The organism is Natrinema sp. CRL1 (assembly GCF_059162405.1).
In genome coordinates this window covers 381,761-406,452 of record NZ_JBLVOY010000002.1, presented here as the reverse complement: position 1 = coordinate 406,452, position 24,692 = coordinate 381,761, and the positions used below count along the sequence as shown (strand labels likewise).

The window sequence follows — 24,692 nt, the reverse complement described above, 5'->3', positions numbered from 1 at the left end:
CGTATCCCGTCTACTCGACTCGAGGTGAGAGCTAATGGTTCACACCCCGATTTCGATGACCGTTGCCGAAACGGAAGTTCGGCGCACGGTACGAGCGATGACCGGCAACCGAACGAAACTCCTCATGATGGCGGCGGTCGCGCTGTTCATCCTCGGGCCGATAACGGCGGTCGGCCTCTTGCTCCTCCCGGAACTCGGAGAGCAGGCTGTCGCCGGAACGCTGTCGACGGAGGTTGCGACGACAGTCACCGAGATCGTGACTGGCGGCGTCGCGGTCGTATGGCTGTTCTTGCTCCTCATGGCCGTTATGCGGACGGTCACCGCGGTCGCCGCTATCGATAAGCCGGCGTTCCTCCTGTTGTCGACGCCGGTTCGCAACACAGTCGTCGGCGTCGTGGCTGCGGAGATCGCACTCTTTGCAGTATGGTTGTTGCCGCCCGCAGTGATTTTCGCGGCCGCGTTCGCCTCCGGCGCGGGAACGATACTCCCGGTGATCGTCGTGCCGCTGCTGGTTGCGCTCGTCGTACTCACCGTCGTTCCCGTCGGATTCGTCGTCGGCGTCTGGGTCCGGCATCTAATCACCGTCTACGAGCCGGTCGCCAAGTACCGAACGCTGCTGTTCGCCGCGTTCTGGATCGTCTACTTCGGCGCGATCGCGACCGGCGGCCTCAACGCCGTCATGGGAACCCTGTTCACGCGATTGCAGGCAAGCCCGCTGGGCTGGCCCGGACACGTCCTCCTGGCCGGCATCCCGGGCGTCGATCCCTCGATGGCGCTGATCGGCGGCGCGGTCCTCGGCTCGGTGCTGGTCGCCGGGCTCGCGGTCGCGATCGGCATCCCCTCCGCGCGGCGACACTGGTTCGCGGACCCGGCCCGCACCGAGGACGAGGAAGTCGCCGAGGAACCGTCGTCCGACCGACTCGGCGGTCTCCTCTCGGGAGCGCTCTCGCGACCGGTCCGAACGGTGACGGTGACGGCGATCCGGCGAACGAAGCGCTCCCCGATTCGGCTGGCGTATGTCGGCTACCCGCTGCTCGGGACGCTCGGATTTATCCAGCAGATCATCGAGACCGGGACGGTGCCGTCGTTCATGGCCGTCCTGTTCTCCCTCTACATCGTCTGGGCCGCCGGTGCGCTGTTCACGCTCAACCCGCTCGGCGACCTCGGGTCGGGCCTCCCCGCCGTCATCACCTCGACGCTCACCGGTCGGCAGGCGATCCGGGGCCGGATCGTCGCTGGCGCGCTCATCAGCGTCCCGTTCGCATTGTTGCTCCCCGCCGTCATGGGGACCGTCAGTCCGCTCTCGCTCGAGCGAACCGCGGCTTTGGTCGCCGGGACCGCCGTCGGGGCGGTCGTCACGCCGGCGCTGGCGTCGGGAATTGGGTCGGCGTTCCCCCGCTTTGGCAGCGTCAACGTGACCAACAACCGCGAGGCCGTGATGCCGAGCAAGACGGCCTTCGTCGTCTATACGCTCGCGATCGTCCTCCCCACGGTCGCCGCGCTCGTGATCTATCTCGAGGCCCCCGAGGCGATCGCCGGACTGATCGCGTCGGTCGCCGCGTGGACGCCGGCTCCGGACCTCTCGATCTCCGCACGCGGAATCACCATCGGGGCGTGGATCGTGCTGATCGGCGGCCTGATCGCGCCGGCCGTCTCCTACCGGTACGCCGTCGAGTGCTTCGACTGGTACGCACTCGAGTAGGTGCCGTAGCGTTCTCGGAAGACGCTCGTCTCGCGCTCGAGGCGCAGAAAAGGCAGGATTCGACCCACTGCGTTTGCCCACGGTCTGAGACTGCTCCCATCGTTTTTGCCAGGAGCCGACTACAGTGGTAGGTATGGAAACCGACGAGCAGACGGTAGTCATTACGGGCGGCGGCTCGGGGATCGGACGGGCGACCGCACTCGAGTTCGCGGATCGAGGGGCGAACGTCGTCGTCGCCGATCTCGACGTCGACGGCGGCGAAGAGACCGTCGACGAGATTGAGGACGCCGGCGGCGACGCAGTATTCGTCGAGACGGACGTGTCCGATCCGGACGCCGCAGGTGCGATGGTCGACGCTGCGCTCGAGGCGTACGGACGCCTCGACTGTGCGTTCAACAACGCCGGAATCGGCGGCGAGCAGGCTCCAGTCGAGGAGTATCCCGCCGAGAGCTGGCAGCGTGTCATCGACGTGAACTTGGTCGGCGTGTTCAACTGCATGAACGCGGAACTCGAGGCGATGCAAGAACAGGAGTCGGGCGGCGTCATCGTAAACAACGCCTCGGTGCTCGGCAAGGTCGGCTTCGCGACCTCCTCGGCGTATTCAGCGGCCAAACACGGGGTCCTCGGACTCACGAAAAGCGCCGCCCTCGAGAACGGCGAAACTGGCGTCCGCATCAACAGCGTCTGTCCCGGCTTCATCGAAACGCCGCTCCTCGAGGGCTCGATGGACGACGAGACGCGTACACAGATCGAGAACATGCACGCGATGAACCGCCTCGGAACGCCCGACGAGGTCGCCGGCGCGGTCGTCTGGCTGTGCAGCGACGAGGCGTCGTTCGTCACCGGCGAGGCGCTCGGCGTCGAAGGCGGCTATCTCAGCCAGTAGGCGACTAGGAACGCAGTTGCGCCGCTCGAGACGAGCTACCGTTTCGGAGCGGCGACCCGCGTTTCCGACCCGGAAACTTATTCGATCAGCGGCGAAACCACCCGCTCGATGCCACAGCTCTGGCGGCTGACCCGGAACCGGTACGGTCGGGCGATCTACGACGCGCTCGCCCGGATCGGCGTCACGGCGACGGTGATGTACGAGTACGTCGCGGCGCTCGAGGACGCCGCCGTCGAGGTGGCCGACAGGCCGTACGAGGTCGCCGTCTGCGAACCGGAGCGGGTGACGGGGCTCGACGCACCGATAGGAGAGCTTCAGTCCGACGAAATGGTCGTCGCGGCCCTCGAGGACGGATCACCGCGGGGCTACCTCTTTTGCTCCGTCGACGCGGCCCACGAGATCCACCCCTTAGAGCAAACGCTCGCGTTCGAAGGGGCCTACATCAGGCGCGTTTTCGTCGACCCCGAACATCGAAATCGCGGCATCGCGACCACGATGCTCGCCGAGGCGTGCCGGCAGGCCCGCGAGCGGGGTGCCCGGCGGGCCACCGCGCTCGTCGCCCTCGATAACGCGCCCTCGCGTGCCCTGTTCGAGCGCCACGGCTTCGTCCCGCGCCGGACCCGACGCTACGTCCGGGTCGGCCCGTTCACCCACCGAACGACGCGAGCGGCGTGACCTTCCCACCGGTCTCGAGCGGAACATAGAACTACAAATCTATATAGATAGTTCCTGAGTAAATAGTTGCCAGAGCAGATTTATACCGATTGCAGTCGTGTCTCCACCCGAGCGGATGCCAAACGAACTGCGCGAGGCGATACGAGGGGTCTGGAACCGATTCGATCTCGCCGATCGGCGGGTCGGAAACACGACGGACAGAACGAACGTCTTCGAACGGCTTACGGGTGCCGACTACATCAGCCTCGGCGCGCTCTTCGTCGGGTGGGCCAGCGCGCTCCTGTTCGCACGCGGGGAGCCCAATTGGGCGCTACTGGCCATGTTCGGGGCTTTCCTGCTCGACAAGGCTGACGGCTGGTACGCTCGGCGAACGGGCACTTCATCGCCCTTCGGCCGACAAGTGGATTCGTTCATCGATATCTTCGCGTATCTGGTCCCGGCGGTGCTCCTCTATCACTTCGTCCTTGCGCCGAACGTATTTGCGAGTCTCGTGGTAGGCTTTCTCGTCCTCGCCTTTGGCGGTCTGCGGTTGGTTCGACACAACAGCGAGGGGTTCGGATCCGACGACGGTGCGAGTTTCTATCACGGGACCACCGTCGTCCACACAAACCTCGTCGTCGTCGCGAACTACTTCCTCGCCGTACTCGTCGGGAGTTGGAACGGCTGGCTCGCGGGACTCGCCATCGGCGTCGTCTGTCCGCTGATGGTTTCGGACTACAAGGCCTACAAGACCGACACGACCCACGTACTGGCCGGGATCGCCGCGGTGGCGGCGATCGGACTGGCGATCGGCCTCGAGTTCGGCTATCTATGACCGGGCGCGCGGTGAGCGGCGACGAGCGGCGGCCGCGGACGGTTCGCATCGACCCCCACGTCCACACCGAGGCCTCCTACGACGGCAGGACAACACCGGCGGAATTGGTCCGAGCGGCTCGAGCCGTCGGCCTCGACGGGATCGTCGTCACCGACCACGACACGATCGACGGTGCGACGCGGGCCGCGGCGCTGGCACCGGACGACCTCGCCGTCATCGTCGGCTGCGAAGTCTCGACCGCCGACGGACACTTGCTCGCGATCGGCATCGAGGCCGCGCCGGAACCCGACCGCCCACTCGTCGAGACGGCGCGATCGATCCGCGATGCGGGCGGTATCGCGGTCGTCCCACACCCCTTTCAGTGGTCTCGACACGGGGCCCGTAGGGGGGCGATCGACGGCGTCGACGGCATCGAAATCTACAACGCCCACGCGGTCACGAACGTCCGAAACCGCCAGTCCAAACGCTTTGCGAGGCACAACGGCTATCCGCAGTTCGGCGGGAGCGACGCCCACCGAGCCGGCCACGTCGGCCGCGCCGTCACCGAGGTCCGACTGTCCGCAGCGACATCGCCGACCCCGGCGACGATCCTCGAGGCGATGCGAGCCGGCCGAACCGCCGCGATCGGCGAGCGCACGACGGCGTGGCAGTACCTGACCAAGGAACTCCGAAACGCGAGACGAAAGACACCGTCGCTGCGTTGAGACCGCGGCCGTCGTTCTCGAGGACCGGACATTTGGACTCGAGTGGCGACACTCGCAAACGCCTCCCCGGGGTGAGCGCTTCGATCGCCGCTCGATCGCGGCGACACCTGTGGTCGAAGCCTCGTTGTTTATCGGCAGTGAGCACTATGTAGCGAACAGTATCGCTATGATGGCGCTCACGCACGGATTTATGGCCCTTGCCGCCGCCGTCGTCGTCCTGCCGGTTCTGGGCGACCACGTCGGGGTGCCCCTCCTGCTCGCGGCCGCGTTCGTCGGCGGGCTCGCGCCCGACGCCGACCTGCTGGCGAGCCACCGAAAGACGCTACACTATCCGGTCGGTTTTTCGGTCCTCGCCGCCGTTTTGCTCGGCGCGTTTCTCCTGACGGCATCGCCCGGGCTGTTGGTCCTGACGGTCGCAGTCGGTGCCGCCGCCCTGCACTCCGTCTCCGACGTGCTTGGCGGCAGCGCGGAACGAGAGCCGTGGAACCCGGTAACAGAGAACGGCGTCTACAACCACGCCCTCGGACGGTGGCACCGTCCGCGCCGATACGTCCGGTACTCGGGTGCGCCGGAGGATTTCCTCGTCTGCGTCGCGTTCGCGGCCGTCACGATACCCGCGGGAGCCACGTCGGCAACGGTCGACGCGGCGCTTCTCGGACTCGTCGCGTTCGCGGGTCTGTACTCGCTGTGTCGGAAGCGACTCGCCGCGATCGGGGCGACGCTCGGCCGACTCGTTCCGAGGCGGCTCCGCGCGGTCGTCCCCGCGGTGCGAGTCACGGAAACCGAAACCGACGGTACGACGGTCGATATTCGCTTCGGCCGCTGATCCGTCGATCGGCCGTGATCTCGAGTTCGAAGACGAGAGACGGAGGGTGCCACGTTTCCGACTCTCGGCAGAGTTAGCACCGGTAGCCGACGCTCATCGACGAATAACGTACGGAAACCGCGGGTTCGTTAGAAGCTACTCGAGCGAGACGTCGCCGAGACCGTTACTCCGACTTGCCCCAGCCGGACACCTGCTTCGGGCGGCTGGACACCGACGAGACGTCCAGTTCGCCGTCGAAGCTGTCGAGGGCTTCGACGTAAGCCTCGGCGCTGGCGACCGTCGACAGGTACGGGATCTCCTCCTCGACGGCCATCTCAAGCGAGTCGCGGTCGCGGCTGACGACGAAGTCGACGGTGCCCTCGCGGATGGCCGCGGGCACGTCGTCGAACTCGGCCACATCGAAGTGGTTCTCGAAGCCGTCGACGTCGAGATCGACGACCGCAGTCCCCTCGCTGACGGCGTTGTCGGCTGCCTGCTGGGCCTTCCAGTAGGCGGTGCCGAAGTCGCTTGCGGTGCCCATAACCTCGCCGGTGGACTTCATCTCCGGCCCGAGACGCGGGTCCGAGCCCGGCAGGCGGTCGAAGGGCAGGACGACCTCCTTGATCGAGGTCTGGTCGGGGATCTGCTCGTCGGCATCGAGGCTTTCGAGGGTCTCGCCGGCCATGACCTGCGCGGCGAGTTTGGCGATCGGGACGCCGGTCGCCTTCGAGACGAAGGGGACGGTACGCGAGGAACGCGGGTTCGCCTCGAGCACGTACACTTCGCCGTCGCGGACCGCGAGTTGGACGTTCAGCAGGCCCTTGGTCTTCAGGGCCGCGGCGATGTCCTCGGTGACCTCGCGGACGCGTTCGAGCGTCTCCTCGTCGAGCGAGCGCGGCGGGATCATACACGCGGAGTCGCCGGAGTGGACGCCCGCGCTCTCGACGTGTTCCATGATGCCGCCGATGAGCACGTTGCGGCCGTCCGAGACCGCGTCCACGTCGAGTTCGACCGCGTCCTCGAGGAAGTCGTCCACGAGGATCGGTTTGTCCGGCGCGACGCGGACTGCCTCCTCGATGTAGGTCTCGAGTTCGTCGTCGTTGTAGACGACGTCCATCGCGCGGCCGCCGAGCACGTAGGAGGGACGCACGAGGACGGGGTAGCCGATATCGTGGGCCAGTTCCAGCGCCTCCTCCTCGGAGAAGGCGGTGCCGCCCTCCGGCTGGGCGATGCCCAGTTCGTCCATGAGGGCATTAAAGCGGTCGCGGTCCTCCGCGAGGTCCATCGCTTCGACGGACGTACCCATGACCTCGCAGTCGAGCCCACGGCGCGCGAGTTCGTCCTCGAGGGGTTCGCCGATGTTGACGGAGGTCTGGCCGCCGAACTGGACCATCACGCCGTCGGCCCCCGTCGCCTCGGCCACGTCGGCGACCTCCTCGGCCGTAATCGGCTCGAAGAAGAGGCCGTCGGAGGTGTCGTAGTCCGTCGAGACCGTCTCGGGGTTGTTGTTCACGACGTAGGCGTCGATCCCGAGTTCGCGCAGGGCACGAACCGCGTGGACCGAACAGTAGTCGAACTCGACGCCCTGTCCGATACGGATCGGGCCGCCGCCGACGACGATCACGCTCTCGAGGTCGCGGTCGACCTCGAGTTCGCCGGCCGCGGCGTCGCCGAGCAGCGGGCCGGACTCGAACTCGGACTTACGCGCGGAGTAGTAGTACGGCGTCTCGGCCTCGAACTCGCCCGCACAGGTGTCGACTTGCTTGTAGGTGCGGCCGGGGACTTCCGTCTCGACGGCGTCGACGTCCGCGCCCGCGGTCGCGGCGATGCTGGCGTTGGTGTGGCCGGCGATCGCGGCCTCGGTGAAGTCGCCCGCTTGGGCGGCAAGCGTGGAGTCGGCGATGCGCTTGAAGCGCTCGGTGTACCACTCGAAGATGCCGGTCAGCTCCTGGACTTCCTCGACAGTGTACCCGCGTTCGAACGCCTCGAACATCGCGTAGGGACGGTCCGGCGACGGACGTTCGAGGTACTGCTCCTCGAGTTCCGCGTCCGAGAGTTCCGTCCAGTCGACATCGGGCTCGTATTCGCTCGAGCGAAGCGCCTTCAGGAGGCTCTCCTCGAAGCTGCGGCCGATGGCCATCGCCTCACCAGTCGACTTCATGGCCGTCGTCAGCTCGAAGTCGACATCGTCGAACTTGTCTTTGGGCCAACGGGGAACCTTGGTAACCACGTAGTCGATCGCGGGCTCGAAGGCGGCCGTGGTCTCGCCCGTGATCTCGTTTTCGATCTCGTGGAGGCGCTTGCCGAGCGCGACCTTCGCGGTCACGCGGGCGATCGGGTAGCCGGTCGCCTTCGATGCCAGCGCGGAGGAACGGGAGACGCGGGGGTTGACCTCGACAACGCGGTACTCACCGCCGGGGGTGCCGTCGTCGCGCCACGCGAACTGGATGTTACAGCCGCCCTGAATGCCGAGTTCGCGGATGACATCGAGCGCAGCGGTGCGCATTTCCTGGTGACCCTCGTCGGGGACGATCTGGGAGGGCGTGACGACCGTCGACTCGCCCGTGTGGATCCCCATCGGGTCGATGTTCTCCATGTTGCAGATGATGATACACGAGTCGTCGGCGTCGCGCATCACCTCGTATTCGTACTCGACCCAGCCGGCGATGGACTCGGTGATGAGGACCTCGCTGTTACGCGAGAGGCGCAGGCCCTTGCGGACGCGGGCCAGCAGTTCGTCCATCTCGTGGACGACGCCGGAGCCGGAGCCGCCAAGCGTGTAGGTCGTACGAGCGATGACCGGCAGCCCGCCGACCTCGTCGACGGCGGCCTGAACGCGCTCTTTCAAGCTCTCCTCGGTCATCTCCGAGACCTCCTCGCCCTCGTCGAGCGAGATGGTCGTCGAGGCGGGGACCGGCTGGCCAATCTTCTCCATGCGCTGGCGGAACAGATCGCGGTCTTCCGTCGCGTAGATCGTGTCCAGGGGCGTTCCCATGATCTCGACATCGTACTCCTCGAGAACGCCTTCCTCGGCCAGTTCGGCGGTGACGTTCAGCCCGGTCTGGCCGCCCAGTCCGGCGATGACGCCGTCGGGTCGCTCCTTGCGGATGATCTCGGCGATGGCGTCGGTCGTGATCGGCTCGATGTAGACCTCGTCGGCCATCTCCGGGTCCGTCATGATCGTCGCCGGGTTCGAGTTCACGAGGACGACGCGAGCGCCCTCCTCCTGCAGCGCTCGGCAGGCCTGTGCGCCCGAATAGTCGAATTCGGCGGCCTGTCCGATCTGGATCGGGCCGCTGCCGATCAGTAAGATCGTGCGACCGTCATCCGTTTCGCCGTCTGTGGCGGTGTCCGTACTCATTTGTCTTGTCGAATCGGAGTTCGCACATCGTAATAAGCCCCACGATACAATACGATTCTCGAAACGCTTTTTCGAATTTCGAACTCGAGGCGGGGCGGTGGGCCGAATCGGCCCGGTTACCACGATAGTACCCACTCTTTGACGGCTGGGTGTGAAACCCACACAGTACAGTCGGCCGAACGCACGCACTCGACTCGAGCGATCGGTTATCACCGGATTCGGGCCGTACACCTTATCACGGCTCGTTCCGTCCATCTGAACAAACTAGATGGCCGCGTCCGGTCCACCCCGTTTCCAGCGACCCGTCACCGTCGTCTACGCCGATCCGAATTCCGACGGTCGTCGTCGGGTCGCTGACGGACTCGAGTCGATCGCCGACGGGCTCACAGTGGTACCAGTTGCGACGCTGGCCGAACTCCGCGACGCAGTTGCGGACGCGAACGGGCGCACGTGTGTCGTAGCCGAATACCAGTTCGCGGAGACCGACGCACTGTCGCTGTACGACCGCATCCGAGCCGACGGCATCGTAGACGTGCCGATCGTACTCTACACAGCAGACGGCGACGAACGGCTCGCCAGCGACGCCGTGACGGCTGGGTTCTCGGGGTACGTCCCGAAGGGACTCGAAGACTCGCTCGAGCGGTTGGTCACACAGCTTCAGACGATCGTCGACGAGCCGGTGCGGGCGAACGGCGGGAAAACGGAGGGAGGCCGTCCCCGACAGGATGCAAAGCGGGCGTCGCTCCGGGCCGAGCGCGACCAGTTCGCCGCGCTGTTCGAGCACAGTCCGGACCCGGTCATCGTGACCCGCCGGGACGACCCGAATCGAATCGTCGATGTCAACCCCGCCTTCGAGGCTATCTTCGGCCACGACCGCGAGGACATCGCCGGCGGTGCACTCGACGATATCCTCGTCCCGGATGACGCCGAACCGGTCTCCATGGCCGATACGGTCGGACTCGGAACGGTGGTCAACGAACCCGTCGAGCGGCTGACGGTCGACGGGCGCAAGGACTTCTTCCTGCGCGGGTTCGCGGCCGAGGTCGCCGGCGAGGTCTACGAGTACGCGATCTACACCGATATCAGCGACCAGAAACGCCGAGAGCGCGAACTCGAGCGATACCGCACGCTCGTCGATGCGGTCGGCGATTCGATGTACGTCCTCGACAAGGCGGGCCGGATCGAGATGGTCAACGATGCGATGGCAGACGCGTTAGGGACGACGCGTGCTGAACTCGTCGGACAGCACCCATCGAGCTACATGCCGGCCGAAGACGTCGAGCGGGCCAAAGAGTTACTGATCGACATCCTCGCGGACGACGACCGAACGTGGGGGACCTTCGAGATGGAGTTCCAGCCCGTCGACGGCGAGCCGTTTCTGGTCGAGAACAACGTCGCCCCGCTGGTCGCCGAGGACGGCTCGCTCGCCGGCAGCGTCGGTGCGATCCGGGACATCAGCGATCGAATCGAACGCGAGCGCCAGATCCGCAAACTCCACGAGGGAACCCGCCGGCTGATGGCCGCGGAACGCACCCCAGAGGTAGCCACCGTCGCGAGCGAGATCGCCCGCGACGCGCTGTCACTCGAGATCAACTCGGTCCACCTCCACGAGGACCGCTCGGAGTACCGAGCCGTAAGCGACGACGACCCGCACGTCACGGCTGACTCGAGTGTCGATTCGCCGCGAGAGCAAGGGGCCCTCGTCCCCGCGGCAGCGACCGATCGTGTCGAAGCGCTGTTCGGCTCCGTGCCGTCTATCGGCCCGGGCGACGGGATCGCGTGGGACGCGTTCGAGGCCGGCGAGACCATCGTCCACGGCGACGTTCGCCGCGCCGAGAACGTGCGAAATCCCGAGACGCCGATCCGGAGCGAAGCTCACATCCCGCTCGGAACGATGGGGATTTTCATCGTCAGTTCGACGACGCCGAACGACTTCGACCCCGAGACGATTACACTCGCGCGCATCCTCGCGGCCAACGTCGAGGCCGCCCTCGAGCGGGCCTATCGGGAGGCCGAACTCGCCGAACGCACGGCCGAACTCGAGCGACAGAACGACCGACTGGAGGCCTTCGCCAGCACCGTCTCCCACGATCTGCGAAACCCGCTGACCCTCGCCGCGGGCCATCTCGAGAACCTCGAGAGCCACGTCGACGACGAGGGCGAGCGCTACCGCGAGGAGATCGACTGGGCGCTCGAACGGATGGACGACCTCATCGAGAACGTCCTCACGCTCGCCCGGAGCGGCCAGCGGCTAACGGCGACGGAACCGGTCGACCTCGACGAGATCGTCGATAAGGCTCGCAGAACCGTCGATTCGGACCTCGATCTCGTTCGAGCGGAGCCGCTGCCGGCGGTCGAAGCCGACGCGGACCGCCTGCTCGTCTGCTTCGAGAACGTGTTCCGGAACGCCCGCGATCACGTCGGCGACGACGTGACGATCACGCTCGAGCCAACCGACGACGGGTTCGCCATCGCCGACGACGGCCCCGGCGTTCCGCCCGGTGAACGCGGCGATATCCTCGAGTCGGGGTACAGCACGTCACCCGATGGCACCGGCTTCGGGTTGGCCATCGTCTCCGAAGTCGTCGAAGCCCACGGCTGGTCTGTCACCGTCGATGAGAGCGACGATGGCGGGCTTCGGCTGGCGATCTCGCTCGAGGAGTAAGATCGCAGAACCGACTATTGCACACTGGTTTTGGAAAACAGCGGACGACTCTTCGACGCTGAAAGCCGAGCTACAGCGGTTGGTCGTGTTCTGTCTCGAACTCGCGCTGTCGGCGGTACTGCTCGACGAACTCCGCGACGTCGAACTCGAGCATCTGGGACTCGAACTCGCTGACGGCGGCGTCGTTTTCGGCGTGGCTGATCGCGTGTTCCATGAGTTCGACGACGAGTTCGACGACGACCTCGTGGAGCCGTCGGGCGTCGAAATCGGTCATCCACAACAGCGTGTAGCCGACCGCGCCGTCGTCGCTCGCGTCGTGGATGGCGACCGCGTCGGGAAACTCCTCCAAGACGACGCCCATCAGGTGGGGTGTGCCGAACTCCTCGAACTCGTCGTCGGTGTCGATCGTCTCCTGGAGAACGGCCACGAGCGATTCCGGGAAGAACCGTGACGGCGGATGCACGTCGGTCACGACCGCGTGGGTCTCGCCGCAGGGACAGTTGTACTCGCGCATCCCCAGATCGATCTCGTGGGGATCGACGGACTCCCCGCAGGGAAGCTCGAGGCGATCGCCGTCGTCGGAACCCGGAACGCTGGGTCCTGCCATTGCCAGACCTAGGGACGGACCGGGCATAAGGGCGACGACTCGGGGAGATCGACGACGGCAGCGGTCGCCAACGGAGGAATGGACGATCGCTGTAGTCATCGGTGGACGTCGACGGCTCACTTTGGCCGGCGAAATGCGATGCTGTACATCTCGCCGGCCGACTCCGAGCCGATCGCGTCGACGAGGGTATCGGCCCGCTCGAGCAACGCACACCCCAGTTCCGAGTCCGCGGGGAGCGCGTTGACTTTCGAGCGGACCACCTCGGCGTGGGCCTCGAGATGACTCTCGGTCCACGGCACCGGGTCCAACAGCGTTCGGTGCCGATCGACCGTCCACCCGTCGCCGGTGAACAGTCGAGAGAGGGGCTCTGACGGGTAGAATGTCAACATCGGCTTTCCACCGGAAAGCTGTGCGGCCGCGTTCTCGAGGGCAAAGAGGTCGCGAACGGCGGCGTCGGCGGGCAACGGTGCGTAGTCGTCGACGACGAGGTGACAGCCCGGCGCGGCGACGCGGGTCAGTTCGCCGACTACTGCGTCGAGATCGGCGGGCGGAACCACGTTGAACAGCCCGTGTGCGGTGATGACCTCGACGGTATCGTCGGGAAGGGGGATCCTCCGAAGGTCGGCCTCGAGGACGGCGAGTCGCCGTTCGATCTGGTCTCCATCTCGATTTCGATCAGCGATGGTTCGATCCGCACGGACTCGCTCGAGCGTGGTCTCCGCGTGCGTTCGATCGTCGGTTACGGCGTAGACCGTGGCCGCGCCGTTTGCAAGCAGTCCCGCCGTCGTATTGCCGACACCGGCCCCGGCCTCCAGACAGATCGTACCGTCGACGGGGCGGTCCTCGAGGGCGGTCGTCACGGTACGTGGGACATCCATGGGGTTCGAGCGTCGGCTCACCGTCGCGGGCGATTTAGTGGTGGAGCTGTTCGGGGACCGGACTGTCGTCGTGGCGCGCTGCCTCGATGAGCGAGCGCTGTTCGCTCTCGCTCATGCCGTCGTACCGAGTGGCCGCATCGAGGACCATCGCGACGAGTTTCGGGTCGCCGGGCGAGACGACGGTCGAGAGTCCCTGCGAGGCGGCGAAGTCGAACCGTTCGCGGATCGTCTCGGGCGTATCCACCGGCTCGTACCAGTTGGCGTACGGCCGGTCGGCTTCCGGCAACTCCTCGGTCGGGGGCCACGACCCCTTCGCGAAGGCCTTGATGCCGAGCGTGCCGATCCCTGCCTTCTCGGCGCGTTCGAGGACCGACTCGTAATCGTGGTCGTCGTCACCCTTCGCGGCGACGACCGGATTCAGGGGAAACATCAGCGTCGCGAGGTCGTCGATCCGATCCATTGCATCGAGAATGAGTTGCGGGTTGCCGTGGCTCGTCAGCCCGATATCGCCGATCAGTCCCTCTGCCTTGGCGTCGCGAAACGCCGCGAGCGCGCCGTCGTTGGCCGTGATCTCATCGAGTTCGTCCTCGTACTCGAGGCCGTGGACCTGATAGAGGTCGATGTGATCGACGCCGAGCCGATCGAGCGAGCGCTCGAGTTTCCGGCGCGCGCCGTCGTAGTCCCGCTCTTGGGTCTTGCAGCCGAGGTAGATCTCCTCGCGGTGCTGGCGGAGTTTGGGACCGAGTTTGAGTTCGGCGTCGCCGTAGGTCGGCGCGACGTCGAAGTGGTTGACCCCGTTATCGAGGACGAGTTCGACCATCTGGTTTGCGCCCTCCTGCTCGAGCCAGTTGAGCGCGATCGCACCAAAGGTCGCGACGGTGCTTTCGTGGCCGGTCGAGCCCAAGTCACGTGTTTCCATACCGGCCCATCGGCGAGGCCCCACATAAGTCACGGGCCACCGGCAGCCCGAGCGGTCGTCGCTTCGGATGGCGAGACGGGCAGCTCAGGGCCAGTCGTCGCGGACCTGCTCCGCGTCGTCGTCCTCGTCCTCGGCCGAGGTCGCCAGAATCCAGTCGGCCGCCTCGGCGGCGTCCTCGACGGCGAGGTACTCCCAGCCGACATCCTCAGCCAGTTGCTCGTCTTCCTCGCTGGCACCGATGTAGACGTAGCGTTCGGTCTCAAACTGGTCTTTGACGCCCTCGAGGCTCTCGGCTTTCCCGCGGGGACCGGAGAAGAAGTCCTGTCGGATGCGGTTCTTCCGCGTGAAGTTCGTCACGACGTAGGTCGGTTTCTCGGAGACGACGCCGATGTACTCGGTCCAGCCTCTGGCGTCTTCGAACACGCGCTCGGGCGAGGCTACCTCTTTGAGTGCCTCGAGTTCGAACGCCAGGGTCATGTCGCTTTCGCCGTTCATGGCTCACCGAAGGCGCGCACGCGGGAAAACGACTTCGATACCACACACTCACGGCGGGTATCGACAGGCCGGACCGGCGGACCGACTCAGACGCGTTTGACGCGGTAGTAGTCCGTAAAGACGATCACCTCGCCCGGCTCGAGGTCGGTTTCGACGGTCGTGACGGGTCGGCCGCCCGAAACGGCGCGATAGACGGCCCCCAGTGTCTCCGAATCGAGCTGATCGATGTGGCGAACGGTCGCGTCCGTCGCGACCGAGTCGACGCGCTCGAGGCGTAGCGACCGACGGCGGAGTGTACTGGCAGCCATGTTCATTGATACCAAATGACGTGGTGTGACTTAACAGTTGTGCCGGGTGAGCGACCGATCGATCCGGCAAAGTGGCTCTCGAAATCGGACCCGGCGCTACGGGACAGAAACGAGTTCAGGTACCGAAAACGGACAGCAAGCGACCGCGAACGACCGCGACTACTGCTCCTGTGGCGGCGCGAGTTCGTCCAGGTCGACGGACTGCTCGAGCAATACGTCGGCTTGGTCCGCGACGACGCGCTGTTCGCGCATCAGCTGTTTGAACTTGCTCTGGGGCGAGAGATCGCCGATGAGGACGCCGCCGACGATCTTGCCGTCCTTGAAGGCGATGCGTCGCCACTCGGTGTCGCTGTAGCGGCGCTCGGCGTGTTCGTCGCCCAGCGTCGGGTGGCCAAAGGAGAGGAACGGGAAGTCGAAGTGGGTGATGGAGTACGAAGAGACCCACTGGAACCCTTCGGCTTCCTCGTCTGCCGCCATGTTGACCGCGGCGACGCGGCCCTGTTCCTTGGCCGAGCCCCACGACCCGTTCTGGCCCCGCTCGCCGAGCAGGACGTCGTAGAACTGGGTGAGGTCGCCCGCAGCGTAGATGTCGTCGACGTTGGTCTGCATGTACTCGTCGACGACGATGCCGTTGTCCTGTTCGATACCGGCACCGCGGAGGAACTCGGTGTTGAACGTGAGCCCGATGGCGGCCCCGACGAAGTCACACTCGTAGCGGTCGCCGTTGGGATCGACCGCGGCGGTGACGTGCCCGTCGTCGTCGGTCTCGAAGTGATCGACGCCGCTGTCGAAGACCGGTTCGACGCCGACCTCACGCATGCCCTCGTGCATGATTTCCGCGCCGTCGGCGGAGAGGGCGTAGCGCCACCAGCGGTCGCCGCGCATCAGGTAGTCGGCTTCGATGCCCTGTGCGCCACAGACAGCCGCGAAGTCGATGCCGAGCAGGCCGGCACCGACGATGACGCCCTTATCGGCGTTTTCGGCGTGCTCGCGGATGCCGCGGGCGTCTTCGAACGTCCAGAAGTGGTGGATTCCGTCGGCATCGCTGTTCTCGACGGGGAGCTGCGTCGGCGTCCCGCCGGTGGCAACGAGCAGTTTGTCGTACGGAATTTCGCCGCTCTCGTGAGTGTTGACCACCTTCGCGTCGGTGTCGACGCTCGTCACGTAGGTGTTCAACGAGAGCTCGATATCTCGTTCCGCGTACCAGTCCTCGTCGTGGATTGAAATGGGGGCTTCGGGGAGCTTTCCCTTCGCGTGTTCCTTGATGAGAATCCGGTTATACAGTGGCTCCCCCTCATCGGTGATGACGGTAATCTTCGCGTCCGGGTCTTCCTCCCGGAGGGTCTCGGCGGCCGAACTACCCGAGATCCCGTCACCGATGATGACGTACTGAGTCATATCCGGAACGTTCGTAATGAGGGTTAAAGTGGGTTGCTATCTCGTCTATTTTACCGGACCGGCCCGGCTGACACAACGATCGTAAACTGAACGCCGAATATGTTCACCCGAGTGGTATCGTGTCCGCCGGTTCGAGCCATCCCTCGAGTGAGCAAGGCTTGCTGCCATCTCTGACAAGCGGCCTTGAACCGGCGACTGCCGCCCCGCGAGCACGGACCGGCAGGTGGGCCGCTCGATCCATCAGAATCTAACATTGTTGTCCGAACCGTTCTTGAGGACGTGCGCCCAAAGCAGGACCATGAAACTCCGACAGAACGCGAAACACTTCGCCTATCGGAAGGCCCTCGAGACCCCCGGCGTCCGTTCGGTCGCCAACTCGGGGCTCGTCCGTCTCCACACGAAGATCTTCACCGGGAAGGCCGATCCCGCCCACGCCGAGGAACGGAAAGACCACCTCGACGGGCTCTTCGACGCGACGATGGACGCCTACCTGCGGGCGCTCCAGGAGGGCTACTCCGAGGCCGAGGCCCGCGAAATCACCCACATCCAGTCCAACTTCGACTTTTACAACCACGGCTGGACCGAGATGATGGAGTTCCCCGCCGACGAACTCGAGGCCCACTACGACCGCTACCGGGAGTTCTTCGAACGCTGGGACGTAACGATTGACGAACCGCTCGGCCAGTTCGCGCCGACGGAGGGAATCCCCGAGGCTCCCTCGACGCCCGAGCGACTCGAGGACCCCGAACACCCCCACGTCGAGGGCGGCTTCGCGGACGACGTCTACGTCGAAACTGATGACGGCGAACTCGTGATCGGCGGGCAAGAAGAACCCGACGACATCGATATCTCGGAGGCGGTCAGCGCCGAAGACGGCGACGACTAATTGGCGCGATCGAACCTTGGCTCAGCGCTCCGGTTCGGTATAGTACCCGATTACGTCCGAATCGGTGACGGTAACGAGATCGTAACAATAGCCGCGAGTGATGTGTCGTCAGTGAATGCAACGACGGCACTACCTCGCACTGACATCGTCGCTCTGTCTGGCCGGCTGTCTCACCGCGAGCGACGACTCGACGCCGGCGGAGCCGGATTCGAACACGACCGCGGATCCGGACCCGTCACCGAAGCCCGACTCCGACGATCGATCGCCGGAAGGCCACCCGATGGCCGGTACGATCGACGATTTCGAATCTCTCGATTCGTGGGAAGCCTTCGGCGGTACGCTGTCGGCCGACTCGAGCCGATCGCTCGTCGGCACGCAAAGCGCCCGCTTCGAGATCCCGGCGGGCGAACGGACCGGCGGAATCGTGACCGCGTTCTCGGAGCCGCGGGATCTCACCGACGTCGTGCCCGGCCTCGCCGTCGCGTCGGACGGCCTCGTCGTCCCGTGGCTCCGGTTGGTCGACGACGCCGGAACCGAGATCGATTACCGCCGCGGGATCAAGGGAGACCTTCCCCTCGTGCGGTACAACTTCGGCGTCGAGGCGATCGCGGACGGCTTCGACCCCACCGCCGTTCGGGAGGTATACGTCCTCGTCAGAACGGGCGACGGCGAGTCGCGAACGGTCTGGCTCGACGACCTTCACCTCGTCCCGCGGCCCGAGACCGGGGCGGTAATGATCCAGTTCGACGATGCCCACGTCACCGACTACACGCGCGCGCTGCCGATCCTCGAGGAGTACGGTTATCCCGCGGTCGCCTTCGTCAACCCCGGCCGGATCGAAGCCGAAACTCGCGGTGCCGACGACCCCGGCGGCTTCCCCAGACTCACCGTCGATCAGGTCCACGAACTCCACGAGGCCGGCTGGGTCATCGCCAACCACTGTTACTCCCACCCGCACCTGTCGGAACTCGAGCGCGAGGTCCAACGCACCGAGATCGAGCGGGGGAAGGCGTGGCTCGAGAAGGAAGGCTTTGAGGAGGGAGCGCAGTACTTCGCGTATCCCCACGGGGATTACGACGAGCAGACGCTCGAGCTCGTCGAGCAGTTCCACGACATCGGCTTTGCGGGCGGCCGCCCCGTCCAGGGCTACGCCGTGAACTCGCGACAGACCTCCCGGATCGGCGAGCCCAGCGCCGAGCAAGCCCGTACCGCTATCGAGCGCACGGCGTCGATGCGGGGAATTACCTCGCTGTTCTTCCACCGACTCGAGGGCGATCTGCTCGCCGACTTCGAGGCGACGATAGAAGCGATTCACGAGTACGAATCGGCCGGCGAACTAGAGGTAATCCTCCCGGCCGACCTCGAGTCCGAGTACTGGTACGACTATTAACGTCCGGAGACAGGCGACACCGGTTTCCAAGCCGCTAAGTAGCGGGCGTGCGGATTGAGACAACGACTCCCATATGGCCCTGAACGCGAACGATCGGTCGATCGCGGGTTTTACGATGGCCGGGCACGCGCTCGTTCACTGGTTCGAGACCTCGATTCCGATCTTTCTGGTCGTCTGGTTGGCCGAGTTCGACGTGGGCACGACGCTGCTGGGTCTCATCGTCGCGCTCGGCTACGCCCCGTTCGGGCTGGGCGCGCTCCCCGGCGGGATCCTCGCGGACCGGTACGGCACCAAGCGCCTCATCCTGTGTTGTCTCGCCGGGATGAGCCTCTCCTTTCTCGTCCTCTCGCTTGCGACCTCGATCTCTGCCATCGCCGTCGGGTTGATTCTCTGGGGAATCGCCGCCAGCGTCTACCATCCTGCCGGACTCGCACTCATCAGCACCGGCGTCGAGGACCGCGGCACGGTCTTCGCCTGGCACGGGATCGCGGGCAACGCCGGTATCGCGCTGGGGCCCTTCGTCGCCGCGACCCTCCTGATCTCCCTCGACTGGTCGCTGGTCGCTGCACTGCTCGCGGTTCCCGGCGTCCTCGCCGTCCTCTACGGGCTCAGCGTCGGGTTCGAGCCGACCGCGGCCGTCGCGGACGAAGCCGACGCCGGCCCCGACGAGGCGCTGTCGGCGTCGGAACTCCTCGGCAACACGCGGACGCTGTTCGCGAGCGCCTTCGCCGTCGTCTTCGTCCTCGTCACCTTCGAAGGGCTCTACTACCGGGGCACCCTGACCTACCTCCCCGAAATCCTCCACGGGCTCCCGGCGATGAACGGCCTCGGGCTACCGGCCGGCCTCGAGGGGATCGAGCCCGCCGACTACATCTACGTCGGCCTGCTGGTCGTCGGGATCGGGGGCCAGTACGCTGGAGGGAAGCTGACGGATCGCGTGACGCCGGCCCGCGGCCTGACGGGCATCTTCGCCGTTCTCACGGTCCTCGCACTTCTATTTATCCCGGCGACGGCGGCGAGCATCGGGCTCGTCCCGGTGATCGTCCTCTGTGGCGTCCTCGGGTTCTTCCTCTTTGCCATCCAGCCGTTCTACCAGAACGCCGTCGCGATCTACACGCCACCGGACGCCCGCGGACTCTCCTACGGCTTTACCTACCTCGCGGAGTTCGGCTTCGGAGCCGCGAGCATTGCTCTCGGCGGCTTCGTGCTCGACGAGTTCTCTCGGACCGCGTTTTTCGCGCTGATCGCCGGGTTCGCGGCCGTCGGCGGACTCTTCGCGGGCGTATTGCTGGTCGGCAGCGGTCGATTCACGGAGACACAGTCCGTCGCGGAGACGAACGCAGACGATTAATCCGAGCAGAAGCTGCGAACGCGAGAAGTCCGCTCGCAAAAACGGGTCCTGATTGTCGTCGTTCGAGTCGCCTACAGCCAGTCGGGGGTCTCGTATTCAGCGCCGTCGCCCGCGTGCTGTTCCGGCCAGATGACCGTCTGCTCGCCCTCGCCGGCGTCGTTTTCCTGCCACTGGAAGTAGACCGGATGGACGTTGCCCTCGCCGTAGATGACGTCGTGGGGATGGTCGTCGTTCTGCCCGTGGAACTCGATGTTGCCGGTCGTTCCTTCGAAGGAAGTTTCCTCGAGCGGAGTGACTAACTGCTCGGACTCGAGGGTCTCGCCGCGCTCGACCGCATCGGCGAACACCTTGATCGCGTCGAAGGCGATGTAGCCGGTGTAAACTGGGCTCGTTCCACCGTTTTCGTTCTGGTACTCGTCGACGAATTCGCCCGTCTTCGACGTGATTTGGGCGGACGCCGTCGCGCTGGCGTAGCCGGCGGCGTACTCGCAGGCCCCGTCGGTCGCCTCGTAGTACGAGGGCAGTTGCATCGGGACGTGAATGCCGCCGAACTCGAACTCCCGTTCTTCCGGCCGCCAGTCTTGCAGCGCTGCGGTGCCGGTGTGGGCCGTCGAAATGAACGCCGCGTCCGCGCCCGACTGCTCGATCTCGGTGTAGATATCGGAGAAGTCGTCGGTCGCCGGCGGGTATCGTTCCCACATCTCGACGTCGATGTCGGTCTCGGGGAACTGACTCTGGTAGAACGACCACAACCCGTCGGTCCACGCGTAGTCCTCGGCGAGAACGGCGATGGAATCCCACCCCAGGTCATCGCTCTTGTCCGTGAGAAAGTCGATCTGGGCCTGCGCGAGATTGGTTCCGTTGACCGGGCCGACGCGGAAGTGATACTTGTACTTGTCATAGTCGTCGGCGACCCGCTGGCTCGCCGTCGTCGTCGCCGAGCCCGCCGTGAGATGGATCGTCTCCTGTTCGGCGATGTCGTCCATCAGCGGGACGAGCGCCTCGGTCGTGGAAATGCCGACGGTGACGTCGGCTCCATCCTCGAGGACGAGTTGCTGGTACTGTCGGCGCGCCTCGAGCGGACTCGCGTTCGTGTCGCCGACGACCATCTCGACGTCGCGGCCGAGGATGCCGCCGTTCTTGTTGAGTTGGTTGACGGCGAGTTCTGCGCCCTGAACGATCGAGCGGCCGGTCGAATCGCTCCCCGGGTCGGGTGCGAGTACGCCGATCGTGACCGGTTCGACCTCCTCACTGCTGACCATCGAGCCGGCGGTTTCGAGACAACCCGCTACCGAGAGTCCGGCCGCGCTCCCCGCCGTCGTTTTGAGCATCTGACGGCGATCGAGACCGCGCCGCCGATCGTCACTGGCGGGAGAGCCCACGTTCCCGCGTCCGTGATCATCGTCCATATTGGACAGTCGTTTCGACCTATGTTTCTTAACGTTTGCGAATAATATCAGCCATAGGTCATGACGCGATAACGAGCGTCTTCGGCCCCAATAATCGCCCAATATTGATCGAAAATGGCCCAGAAGTTTTGTTTTTCCAGTATAGTTCTATATAGTTTTTCTGTGTCAAACAAATACCATCGTGAGGACGACGGACGGAATCGCGATCCGATTATCACCTCCGATAACCGTGGCTGACAATTTATGTAGTGACGAAATCACGCGTTGCCTATCCATGGATTTCGCTCGACGGTTGGTGCCGAAAGCTATCCGACGCAGGTACGCGGTCAAGTTCGGGATCGCGTTGCTCATACTCGGGCTGTCGGTCGGCCTGATCGGATACGGTGCAACGGGAGCAATCACGATGCAGATGGAGGATCGGGTTCAGGACGATCACGCATCCGCGGCCGGGCAAGAAGCGCAGAGCCTGCAGATGTGGAACGAACAGAACGAACACACAGTCGGGACGATCGCCCGGTCGGATGTCGTCGCCAGCGACGATCCGGCAGCGATCCAACATCGGTTCCTCGACTGGGAGGAACACTTAGACGCTGATACGTTCGATATTACCTACGTCGATATCAGCAACGAGACGGTGACCGCGAGTACCAACGAGGATCTTCGCGGCGCGTCGATCGATGATGTCAGTAACGTCCCCCGAGGCGCATACGACGACGCATCCGAGACCGTTCCGTGGGTCTCCGACGCCTATCTCGCCGACGGCGAGTTCGGACAGAACACGACCGTGATCACCTACGTCCAGCTCTCGCCCGAAAACAACGATCGAGCGGTCGTCTACACCGCCGATCTCGAGGCCTACGCGAATCAGCTACAGGACGAGGAGGGAGTCACGACGGTGGTCCTCAGCGGCGAGAACAGGATCATGCTCGACAACGCCGGCTACGGCGAGAACCACGAGACGCTCGGCTACACCTACAGCGACGACACCGGCCTCGCCCAAGACGCCCGAACCGAGGGCGCGACCACCCAACAGGTCGCCGGCTCGGACCTCTCGTTCGATAACTACGCCTACGGGCTCGGGGATGACAACGAAAACGACTACGTCGCCAGTTCCGCCCGCGTGTTCGGGACCGACTGGGTCGTCCTGACCGTCGAACCCACCGATCAGGCGCTCGGATTCGTCACTACGATCAACGAGTGGGGTATCTACGCGACGCTGCTCGGCGTGCTCATGATCGGCGTCGTCGGGGCCGTCCTCGGCCGGAACACGGCCGTCTCGATCGACCGGCTCACTGATAAGGCAAACCAGATGGAGGAAGGCAATCTCGATGTCGATCTCGAGACCCAGCGGATCGACAACATCGGCCGGCTCTACGACGGGTTCGACTCGATGCGGATTGCCTTGCGCGAGCAGATCGAGGAAGCCGAGGCTGCCCGCGAGGACGCCGAACGCGAACGCAAGCGCGTCCAGGAGATCAACGACGAGCTAGAGCAGACGGCCGCCGATTACAGCGACGTGATGGAAGCGGCCGCCGACGGCAATCTGACCGCCCGAATGGAGGCCGATGGCGACAACGAGGCGATGGCCGAGATCGCCGAGGACTTCAACGAGATGCTCGACGAGATCGAGCAGACCATCGCCGAACTCAACCGGTTCGCAACCGACGTCGCGACCGCCTCCGAGCAGGTGACGGCCTCGAGCGAGGAGGTTCGCTCGGCCTCCCAGCAGGTCACCGAGTCGATTCAGGAGATTTCCGACGGCGCGGAGCGACAGAACGAGTCGCTGCAGTCGGTCAACCAAGAGATGAGCGGCCTCTCGACGACGACCGAGGAGATCGCCGCCTCCTCGAACGAGGTGGCCGACATCGCCGAACGAACCGTCGACACCGGGAAGGAAGGGCAGGAAGCCGCGCAGGCGGCAATCACTGCCATGGACGAAATCGAGGACGAAGCCGGCAGCGCCGTCAGCGAGATCCGCCGGCTCGAGGAAGAGGTCCAGCAGATCGACGAACTGATCAACACGATTTCCGAGATCGCCCGCCAGACCAACATGCTGGCGCTGAACGCCAACATCGAGGCCTCCCGTTCCGCGGGCGGCAGCAGCGACGACGAAGGCTTCTCCGTCGTCGCAAAGGAGGTCAAGGCCCTCTCCGAGGACGTCGCCGAGGCGGCCGACGAGGCCGAAGACCGACTCGAGGCGATCCGCGAGCGGACCGAGGAGTCCGCCGCCGAGGTCGAGGGGACGAGCGCCGACATCGAAGACGCCAGCGAACAGGTCGAGGAAGCGGTCAACGCACTCGAGGAGATCGCTACCCTCGCACAGGAGACGAACGTGGGCGTCCAGGAGATTTCCGCGGCGACCGAAGAGCAGGCGGCTTCCACACAGGAGGTCGTCGCGATGGTCGACGACGCGGCGACGATTTCCGACGAGACGACCGCCGAAGCCGAGAACGTCGCCGCCGCGGCCGAAGAGCAGACCACTGCACTGACCGAAGTCACGAAGTCGGCCTCGAGTCTCTCCGAACAGGCCTCGCAGCTGTCCGAAGCGCTCGACCGGTTCGACACCGACATCGATCGCGACGAGGTCGACCTCGAGTCGACGTTCGACGTAGACGCGGACCTCGACGCGGCCGAGCCGAACTTCGACGTGGACGATGCCGGCGAGACGAACGATACGGAACAGGGGATCACGTTCGATGCGAACGCCGGCGACGAACAGGCTGAACCGGACGACACGCTGACGTTCGACGAAGGTGCGGACGATACGGACGACGCGATCGAGTTCGAGGCCGGAGCCGGCGCGGACGCCACAGACCAGTCCGAAAGCGACGTCGAACTCGAGGGCGAGCCGGCCGCCGAAGCGTTCGGGACCGACCAGTCGGCCGACGGCGAGGCGGTTCCCGATGCCGGCGACACGGCGACGACTGAGGAGTCCGCCGAGACGACCGAGATGGGCGCAGAGGAGATTCTCGGAATCGAGGAGAACGACGGCGACGGGTTCGACCCGGCGACCGCAACGGAGTCGCCCGACCCGCTCGCCGATGAGACGGGCGAGTCGTCTGTGGACGACCCAGCCGATCCGCTCGCGGACCCCGATTCCGGGACGGCGATCGAAGCCGAGGAAGCCGAAGACGCCGATCTGGACGCGGTCGAGGACGTGGCAGAGGCGTTCGACCCGGGAAGCGAGCCCGACGACGAAACCGATGCGACGGCCGGCCAGCCACTCGAGCCGGTCGACGACGGATTCGACGATGCGGCTGGCGACACCGAATCGGCTGCCATGGACGACGAAAGCGTCGACGGTGACGACCCGACGGCCGGAGACACCCCCGCAAGCGACGACGGGAGCGAGGACGATGGTACCGAAGCCGCTGACGACGAAAGCGACGACGTGTTCACCTTCGGTACCGCAGAAGACGACGAGTAACGCCGCGATCGG

Annotated in this window: 19 protein-coding genes; 11 read left to right on the top strand and 8 right to left on the bottom strand. The window is 65.3% G+C overall.

The genetic code is table 11. The annotated features are described in order from the left end of the window. Positions 1-34 precede the first annotated feature (34 nt). From ACJYUO_RS07765 to ACJYUO_RS07740, 6 genes are all read left to right on the top strand, one after another. Positions 35-1,702, top strand: coding sequence for a hypothetical protein (locus tag ACJYUO_RS07765; RefSeq protein WP_494344821.1), 1,668 nt, complete (start codon positions 35-37; stop codon positions 1,700-1,702). 133 nt (positions 1,703-1,835) lie between these two features. Further along, positions 1,836-2,588: an SDR family NAD(P)-dependent oxidoreductase gene (locus ACJYUO_RS07760; RefSeq protein WP_494344820.1), complete on the top strand. Its 753-nt coding sequence runs from the start codon at positions 1,836-1,838 to the stop codon at positions 2,586-2,588. Between the two features lie 108 nt (positions 2,589-2,696). Then, entirely contained in the window at positions 2,697-3,263 is a 567-nt protein-coding gene (locus tag ACJYUO_RS07755) for a GNAT family N-acetyltransferase (RefSeq protein ID WP_494344819.1), read from the top strand. Between the two features lie 115 nt (positions 3,264-3,378). Beyond that, positions 3,379-4,077: a CDP-alcohol phosphatidyltransferase family protein gene (locus ACJYUO_RS07750; RefSeq protein WP_494344818.1), complete on the top strand. Its 699-nt coding sequence runs from the start codon at positions 3,379-3,381 to the stop codon at positions 4,075-4,077. Beyond that, complete coding sequence (locus ACJYUO_RS07745; RefSeq protein WP_494344817.1) at positions 4,074-4,781, top strand: CehA/McbA family metallohydrolase; 708 nt, start codon at positions 4,074-4,076, stop codon at positions 4,779-4,781. The genes ACJYUO_RS07750 and ACJYUO_RS07745 overlap by 4 nt, the downstream gene beginning before the upstream one ends. A 190-nt stretch (positions 4,782-4,971) precedes the next feature. After that, the gene (locus ACJYUO_RS07740; protein ID WP_494344816.1) at positions 4,972-5,607 is read left to right on the top strand and encodes a metal-dependent hydrolase; all 636 of its coding nucleotides are present in this window, start codon (positions 4,972-4,974) and stop codon (positions 5,605-5,607) included. Positions 5,608-5,770: 163 nt separating this feature from the next. Here the strand turns inward: ACJYUO_RS07740 and carB are convergent, their stop codons facing one another. Further along, a complete protein-coding gene (gene carB, locus ACJYUO_RS07735) occupies positions 5,771-8,947 on the bottom strand; it encodes a carbamoyl-phosphate synthase large subunit (RefSeq protein ID WP_494344815.1) in 3,177 nt (1,058 codons plus the stop codon). Positions 8,948-9,215: 268 nt separating this feature from the next. On the opposite strand from carB, the gene ACJYUO_RS07730 reads away from it, so the two are divergent. Beyond that, a complete protein-coding gene (locus ACJYUO_RS07730) occupies positions 9,216-11,612 on the top strand; it encodes a PAS domain-containing sensor histidine kinase (RefSeq protein ID WP_494344814.1) in 2,397 nt (798 codons plus the stop codon). A 70-nt stretch (positions 11,613-11,682) separates the two neighbouring features. Here ACJYUO_RS07730 and ACJYUO_RS07725 read toward each other — a convergent pair whose 3' ends face one another. The 6 genes from ACJYUO_RS07725 to ACJYUO_RS07700 all read right to left on the bottom strand — a co-directional run bounded on the left by ACJYUO_RS07725 (position 11,683) and on the right by ACJYUO_RS07700 (position 16,217). Next, the gene (locus ACJYUO_RS07725; protein WP_494344813.1) at positions 11,683-12,219 is read right to left on the bottom strand and encodes a DUF5815 family protein; all 537 of its coding nucleotides are present in this window, start codon (positions 12,217-12,219) and stop codon (positions 11,683-11,685) included. Between the two features lie 116 nt (positions 12,220-12,335). Further along, the gene (locus ACJYUO_RS07720) at positions 12,336-13,097 is read right to left on the bottom strand and encodes a class I SAM-dependent methyltransferase (protein ID WP_494344812.1); all 762 of its coding nucleotides are present in this window, start codon (positions 13,095-13,097) and stop codon (positions 12,336-12,338) included. Positions 13,098-13,131: 34 nt separating this feature from the next. Beyond that, on the bottom strand, positions 13,132-14,016 hold the full coding sequence (locus ACJYUO_RS07715; protein WP_494344811.1) for an aldo/keto reductase: 885 nt from the start codon (positions 14,014-14,016) through the stop codon (positions 13,132-13,134). 84 nt (positions 14,017-14,100) lie between these two features. Next, positions 14,101-14,511, bottom strand: coding sequence for a DUF7124 domain-containing protein (locus ACJYUO_RS07710; RefSeq protein WP_494344810.1), 411 nt, complete (start codon positions 14,509-14,511; stop codon positions 14,101-14,103). 86 nt (positions 14,512-14,597) lie between these two features. Beyond that, on the bottom strand, positions 14,598-14,825 hold the full coding sequence (locus ACJYUO_RS07705) for a DUF7979 domain-containing protein (RefSeq protein ID WP_494344809.1): 228 nt from the start codon (positions 14,823-14,825) through the stop codon (positions 14,598-14,600). A 153-nt stretch (positions 14,826-14,978) separates the two neighbouring features. After that, positions 14,979-16,217, bottom strand: coding sequence for an NAD(P)/FAD-dependent oxidoreductase (locus ACJYUO_RS07700; RefSeq protein ID WP_494344808.1), 1,239 nt, complete (start codon positions 16,215-16,217; stop codon positions 14,979-14,981). 298 nt (positions 16,218-16,515) lie between these two features. On the opposite strand from ACJYUO_RS07700, the gene ACJYUO_RS07695 reads away from it, so the two are divergent. The 3 genes from ACJYUO_RS07695 to ACJYUO_RS07685 all read left to right on the top strand — a co-directional run bounded on the left by ACJYUO_RS07695 (position 16,516) and on the right by ACJYUO_RS07685 (position 19,844). Beyond that, a complete protein-coding gene (locus ACJYUO_RS07695; protein ID WP_494344807.1) occupies positions 16,516-17,103 on the top strand; it encodes a DUF6149 family protein in 588 nt (195 codons plus the stop codon). Between the two features lie 115 nt (positions 17,104-17,218). Then, complete coding sequence (locus tag ACJYUO_RS07690; protein ID WP_494344806.1) at positions 17,219-18,493, top strand: polysaccharide deacetylase family protein; 1,275 nt, start codon at positions 17,219-17,221, stop codon at positions 18,491-18,493. A gap of 73 nt (positions 18,494-18,566) precedes the next feature. After that, on the top strand, positions 18,567-19,844 hold the full coding sequence (locus ACJYUO_RS07685) for an MFS transporter (RefSeq protein WP_494344805.1): 1,278 nt from the start codon (positions 18,567-18,569) through the stop codon (positions 19,842-19,844). A 71-nt stretch (positions 19,845-19,915) separates the two neighbouring features. On the opposite strand, the gene ACJYUO_RS07680 is transcribed toward ACJYUO_RS07685, so the two are convergent. Further along, a complete protein-coding gene (locus ACJYUO_RS07680) occupies positions 19,916-21,253 on the bottom strand; it encodes an ABC transporter substrate-binding protein (RefSeq protein ID WP_494344804.1) in 1,338 nt (445 codons plus the stop codon). Between the two features lie 274 nt (positions 21,254-21,527). Here ACJYUO_RS07680 and ACJYUO_RS07675 point away from each other — a divergent pair, with 274 nt between their 5' ends. Continuing rightward, the gene (locus tag ACJYUO_RS07675) at positions 21,528-24,680 is read left to right on the top strand and encodes a methyl-accepting chemotaxis protein (RefSeq protein ID WP_494344803.1); all 3,153 of its coding nucleotides are present in this window, start codon (positions 21,528-21,530) and stop codon (positions 24,678-24,680) included. Positions 24,681-24,692 lie beyond the last annotated feature (12 nt).

What these genes read in the sequence shown, in the direction of transcription:
- ACJYUO_RS07730 (WP_494344814.1), top strand. Translation starts at nt 9,216, where the DNA reads ATGGCCGCGTCCGGTCCACCCCGTTTCCAGCGACCCGTCACCGTCGTC.
- ACJYUO_RS07710 (WP_494344810.1), bottom strand. Translation starts at nt 14,511, where the DNA reads ATGAACGGCGAAAGCGACATGACCCTGGCGTTCGAACTCGAGGCACTC.
- ACJYUO_RS07760 (WP_494344820.1), top strand. Translation starts at nt 1,836, where the DNA reads ATGGAAACCGACGAGCAGACGGTAGTCATTACGGGCGGCGGCTCGGGG.
- ACJYUO_RS07680 (WP_494344804.1), bottom strand. Translation starts at nt 21,253, where the DNA reads ATGGACGATGATCACGGACGCGGGAACGTGGGCTCTCCCGCCAGTGAC.
- ACJYUO_RS07725 (WP_494344813.1), bottom strand. Translation starts at nt 12,219, where the DNA reads ATGGCAGGACCCAGCGTTCCGGGTTCCGACGACGGCGATCGCCTCGAG.
- ACJYUO_RS07745 (WP_494344817.1), top strand. Translation starts at nt 4,074, where the DNA reads ATGACCGGGCGCGCGGTGAGCGGCGACGAGCGGCGGCCGCGGACGGTT.
- ACJYUO_RS07750 (WP_494344818.1), top strand. Translation starts at nt 3,379, where the DNA reads ATGCCAAACGAACTGCGCGAGGCGATACGAGGGGTCTGGAACCGATTC.
- ACJYUO_RS07685 (WP_494344805.1), top strand. Translation starts at nt 18,567, where the DNA reads ATGGCCCTGAACGCGAACGATCGGTCGATCGCGGGTTTTACGATGGCC.
- ACJYUO_RS07700 (WP_494344808.1), bottom strand. Translation starts at nt 16,217, where the DNA reads ATGACTCAGTACGTCATCATCGGTGACGGGATCTCGGGTAGTTCGGCC.
- ACJYUO_RS07720 (WP_494344812.1), bottom strand. Translation starts at nt 13,097, where the DNA reads ATGGATGTCCCACGTACCGTGACGACCGCCCTCGAGGACCGCCCCGTC.
- carB (WP_494344815.1), bottom strand. Translation starts at nt 8,947, where the DNA reads ATGAGTACGGACACCGCCACAGACGGCGAAACGGATGACGGTCGCACG.
- ACJYUO_RS07755 (WP_494344819.1), top strand. Translation starts at nt 2,697, where the DNA reads ATGCCACAGCTCTGGCGGCTGACCCGGAACCGGTACGGTCGGGCGATC.
- ACJYUO_RS07765 (WP_494344821.1), top strand. Translation starts at nt 35, where the DNA reads ATGGTTCACACCCCGATTTCGATGACCGTTGCCGAAACGGAAGTTCGG.
- ACJYUO_RS07690 (WP_494344806.1), top strand. Translation starts at nt 17,219, where the DNA reads ATGCAACGACGGCACTACCTCGCACTGACATCGTCGCTCTGTCTGGCC.
- ACJYUO_RS07705 (WP_494344809.1), bottom strand. Translation starts at nt 14,825, where the DNA reads ATGAACATGGCTGCCAGTACACTCCGCCGTCGGTCGCTACGCCTCGAG.
- ACJYUO_RS07715 (WP_494344811.1), bottom strand. Translation starts at nt 14,016, where the DNA reads ATGGAAACACGTGACTTGGGCTCGACCGGCCACGAAAGCACCGTCGCG.
- ACJYUO_RS07675 (WP_494344803.1), top strand. Translation starts at nt 21,528, where the DNA reads ATGGATTTCGCTCGACGGTTGGTGCCGAAAGCTATCCGACGCAGGTAC.
- ACJYUO_RS07695 (WP_494344807.1), top strand. Translation starts at nt 16,516, where the DNA reads ATGAAACTCCGACAGAACGCGAAACACTTCGCCTATCGGAAGGCCCTC.
- ACJYUO_RS07740 (WP_494344816.1), top strand. Translation starts at nt 4,972, where the DNA reads ATGGCCCTTGCCGCCGCCGTCGTCGTCCTGCCGGTTCTGGGCGACCAC.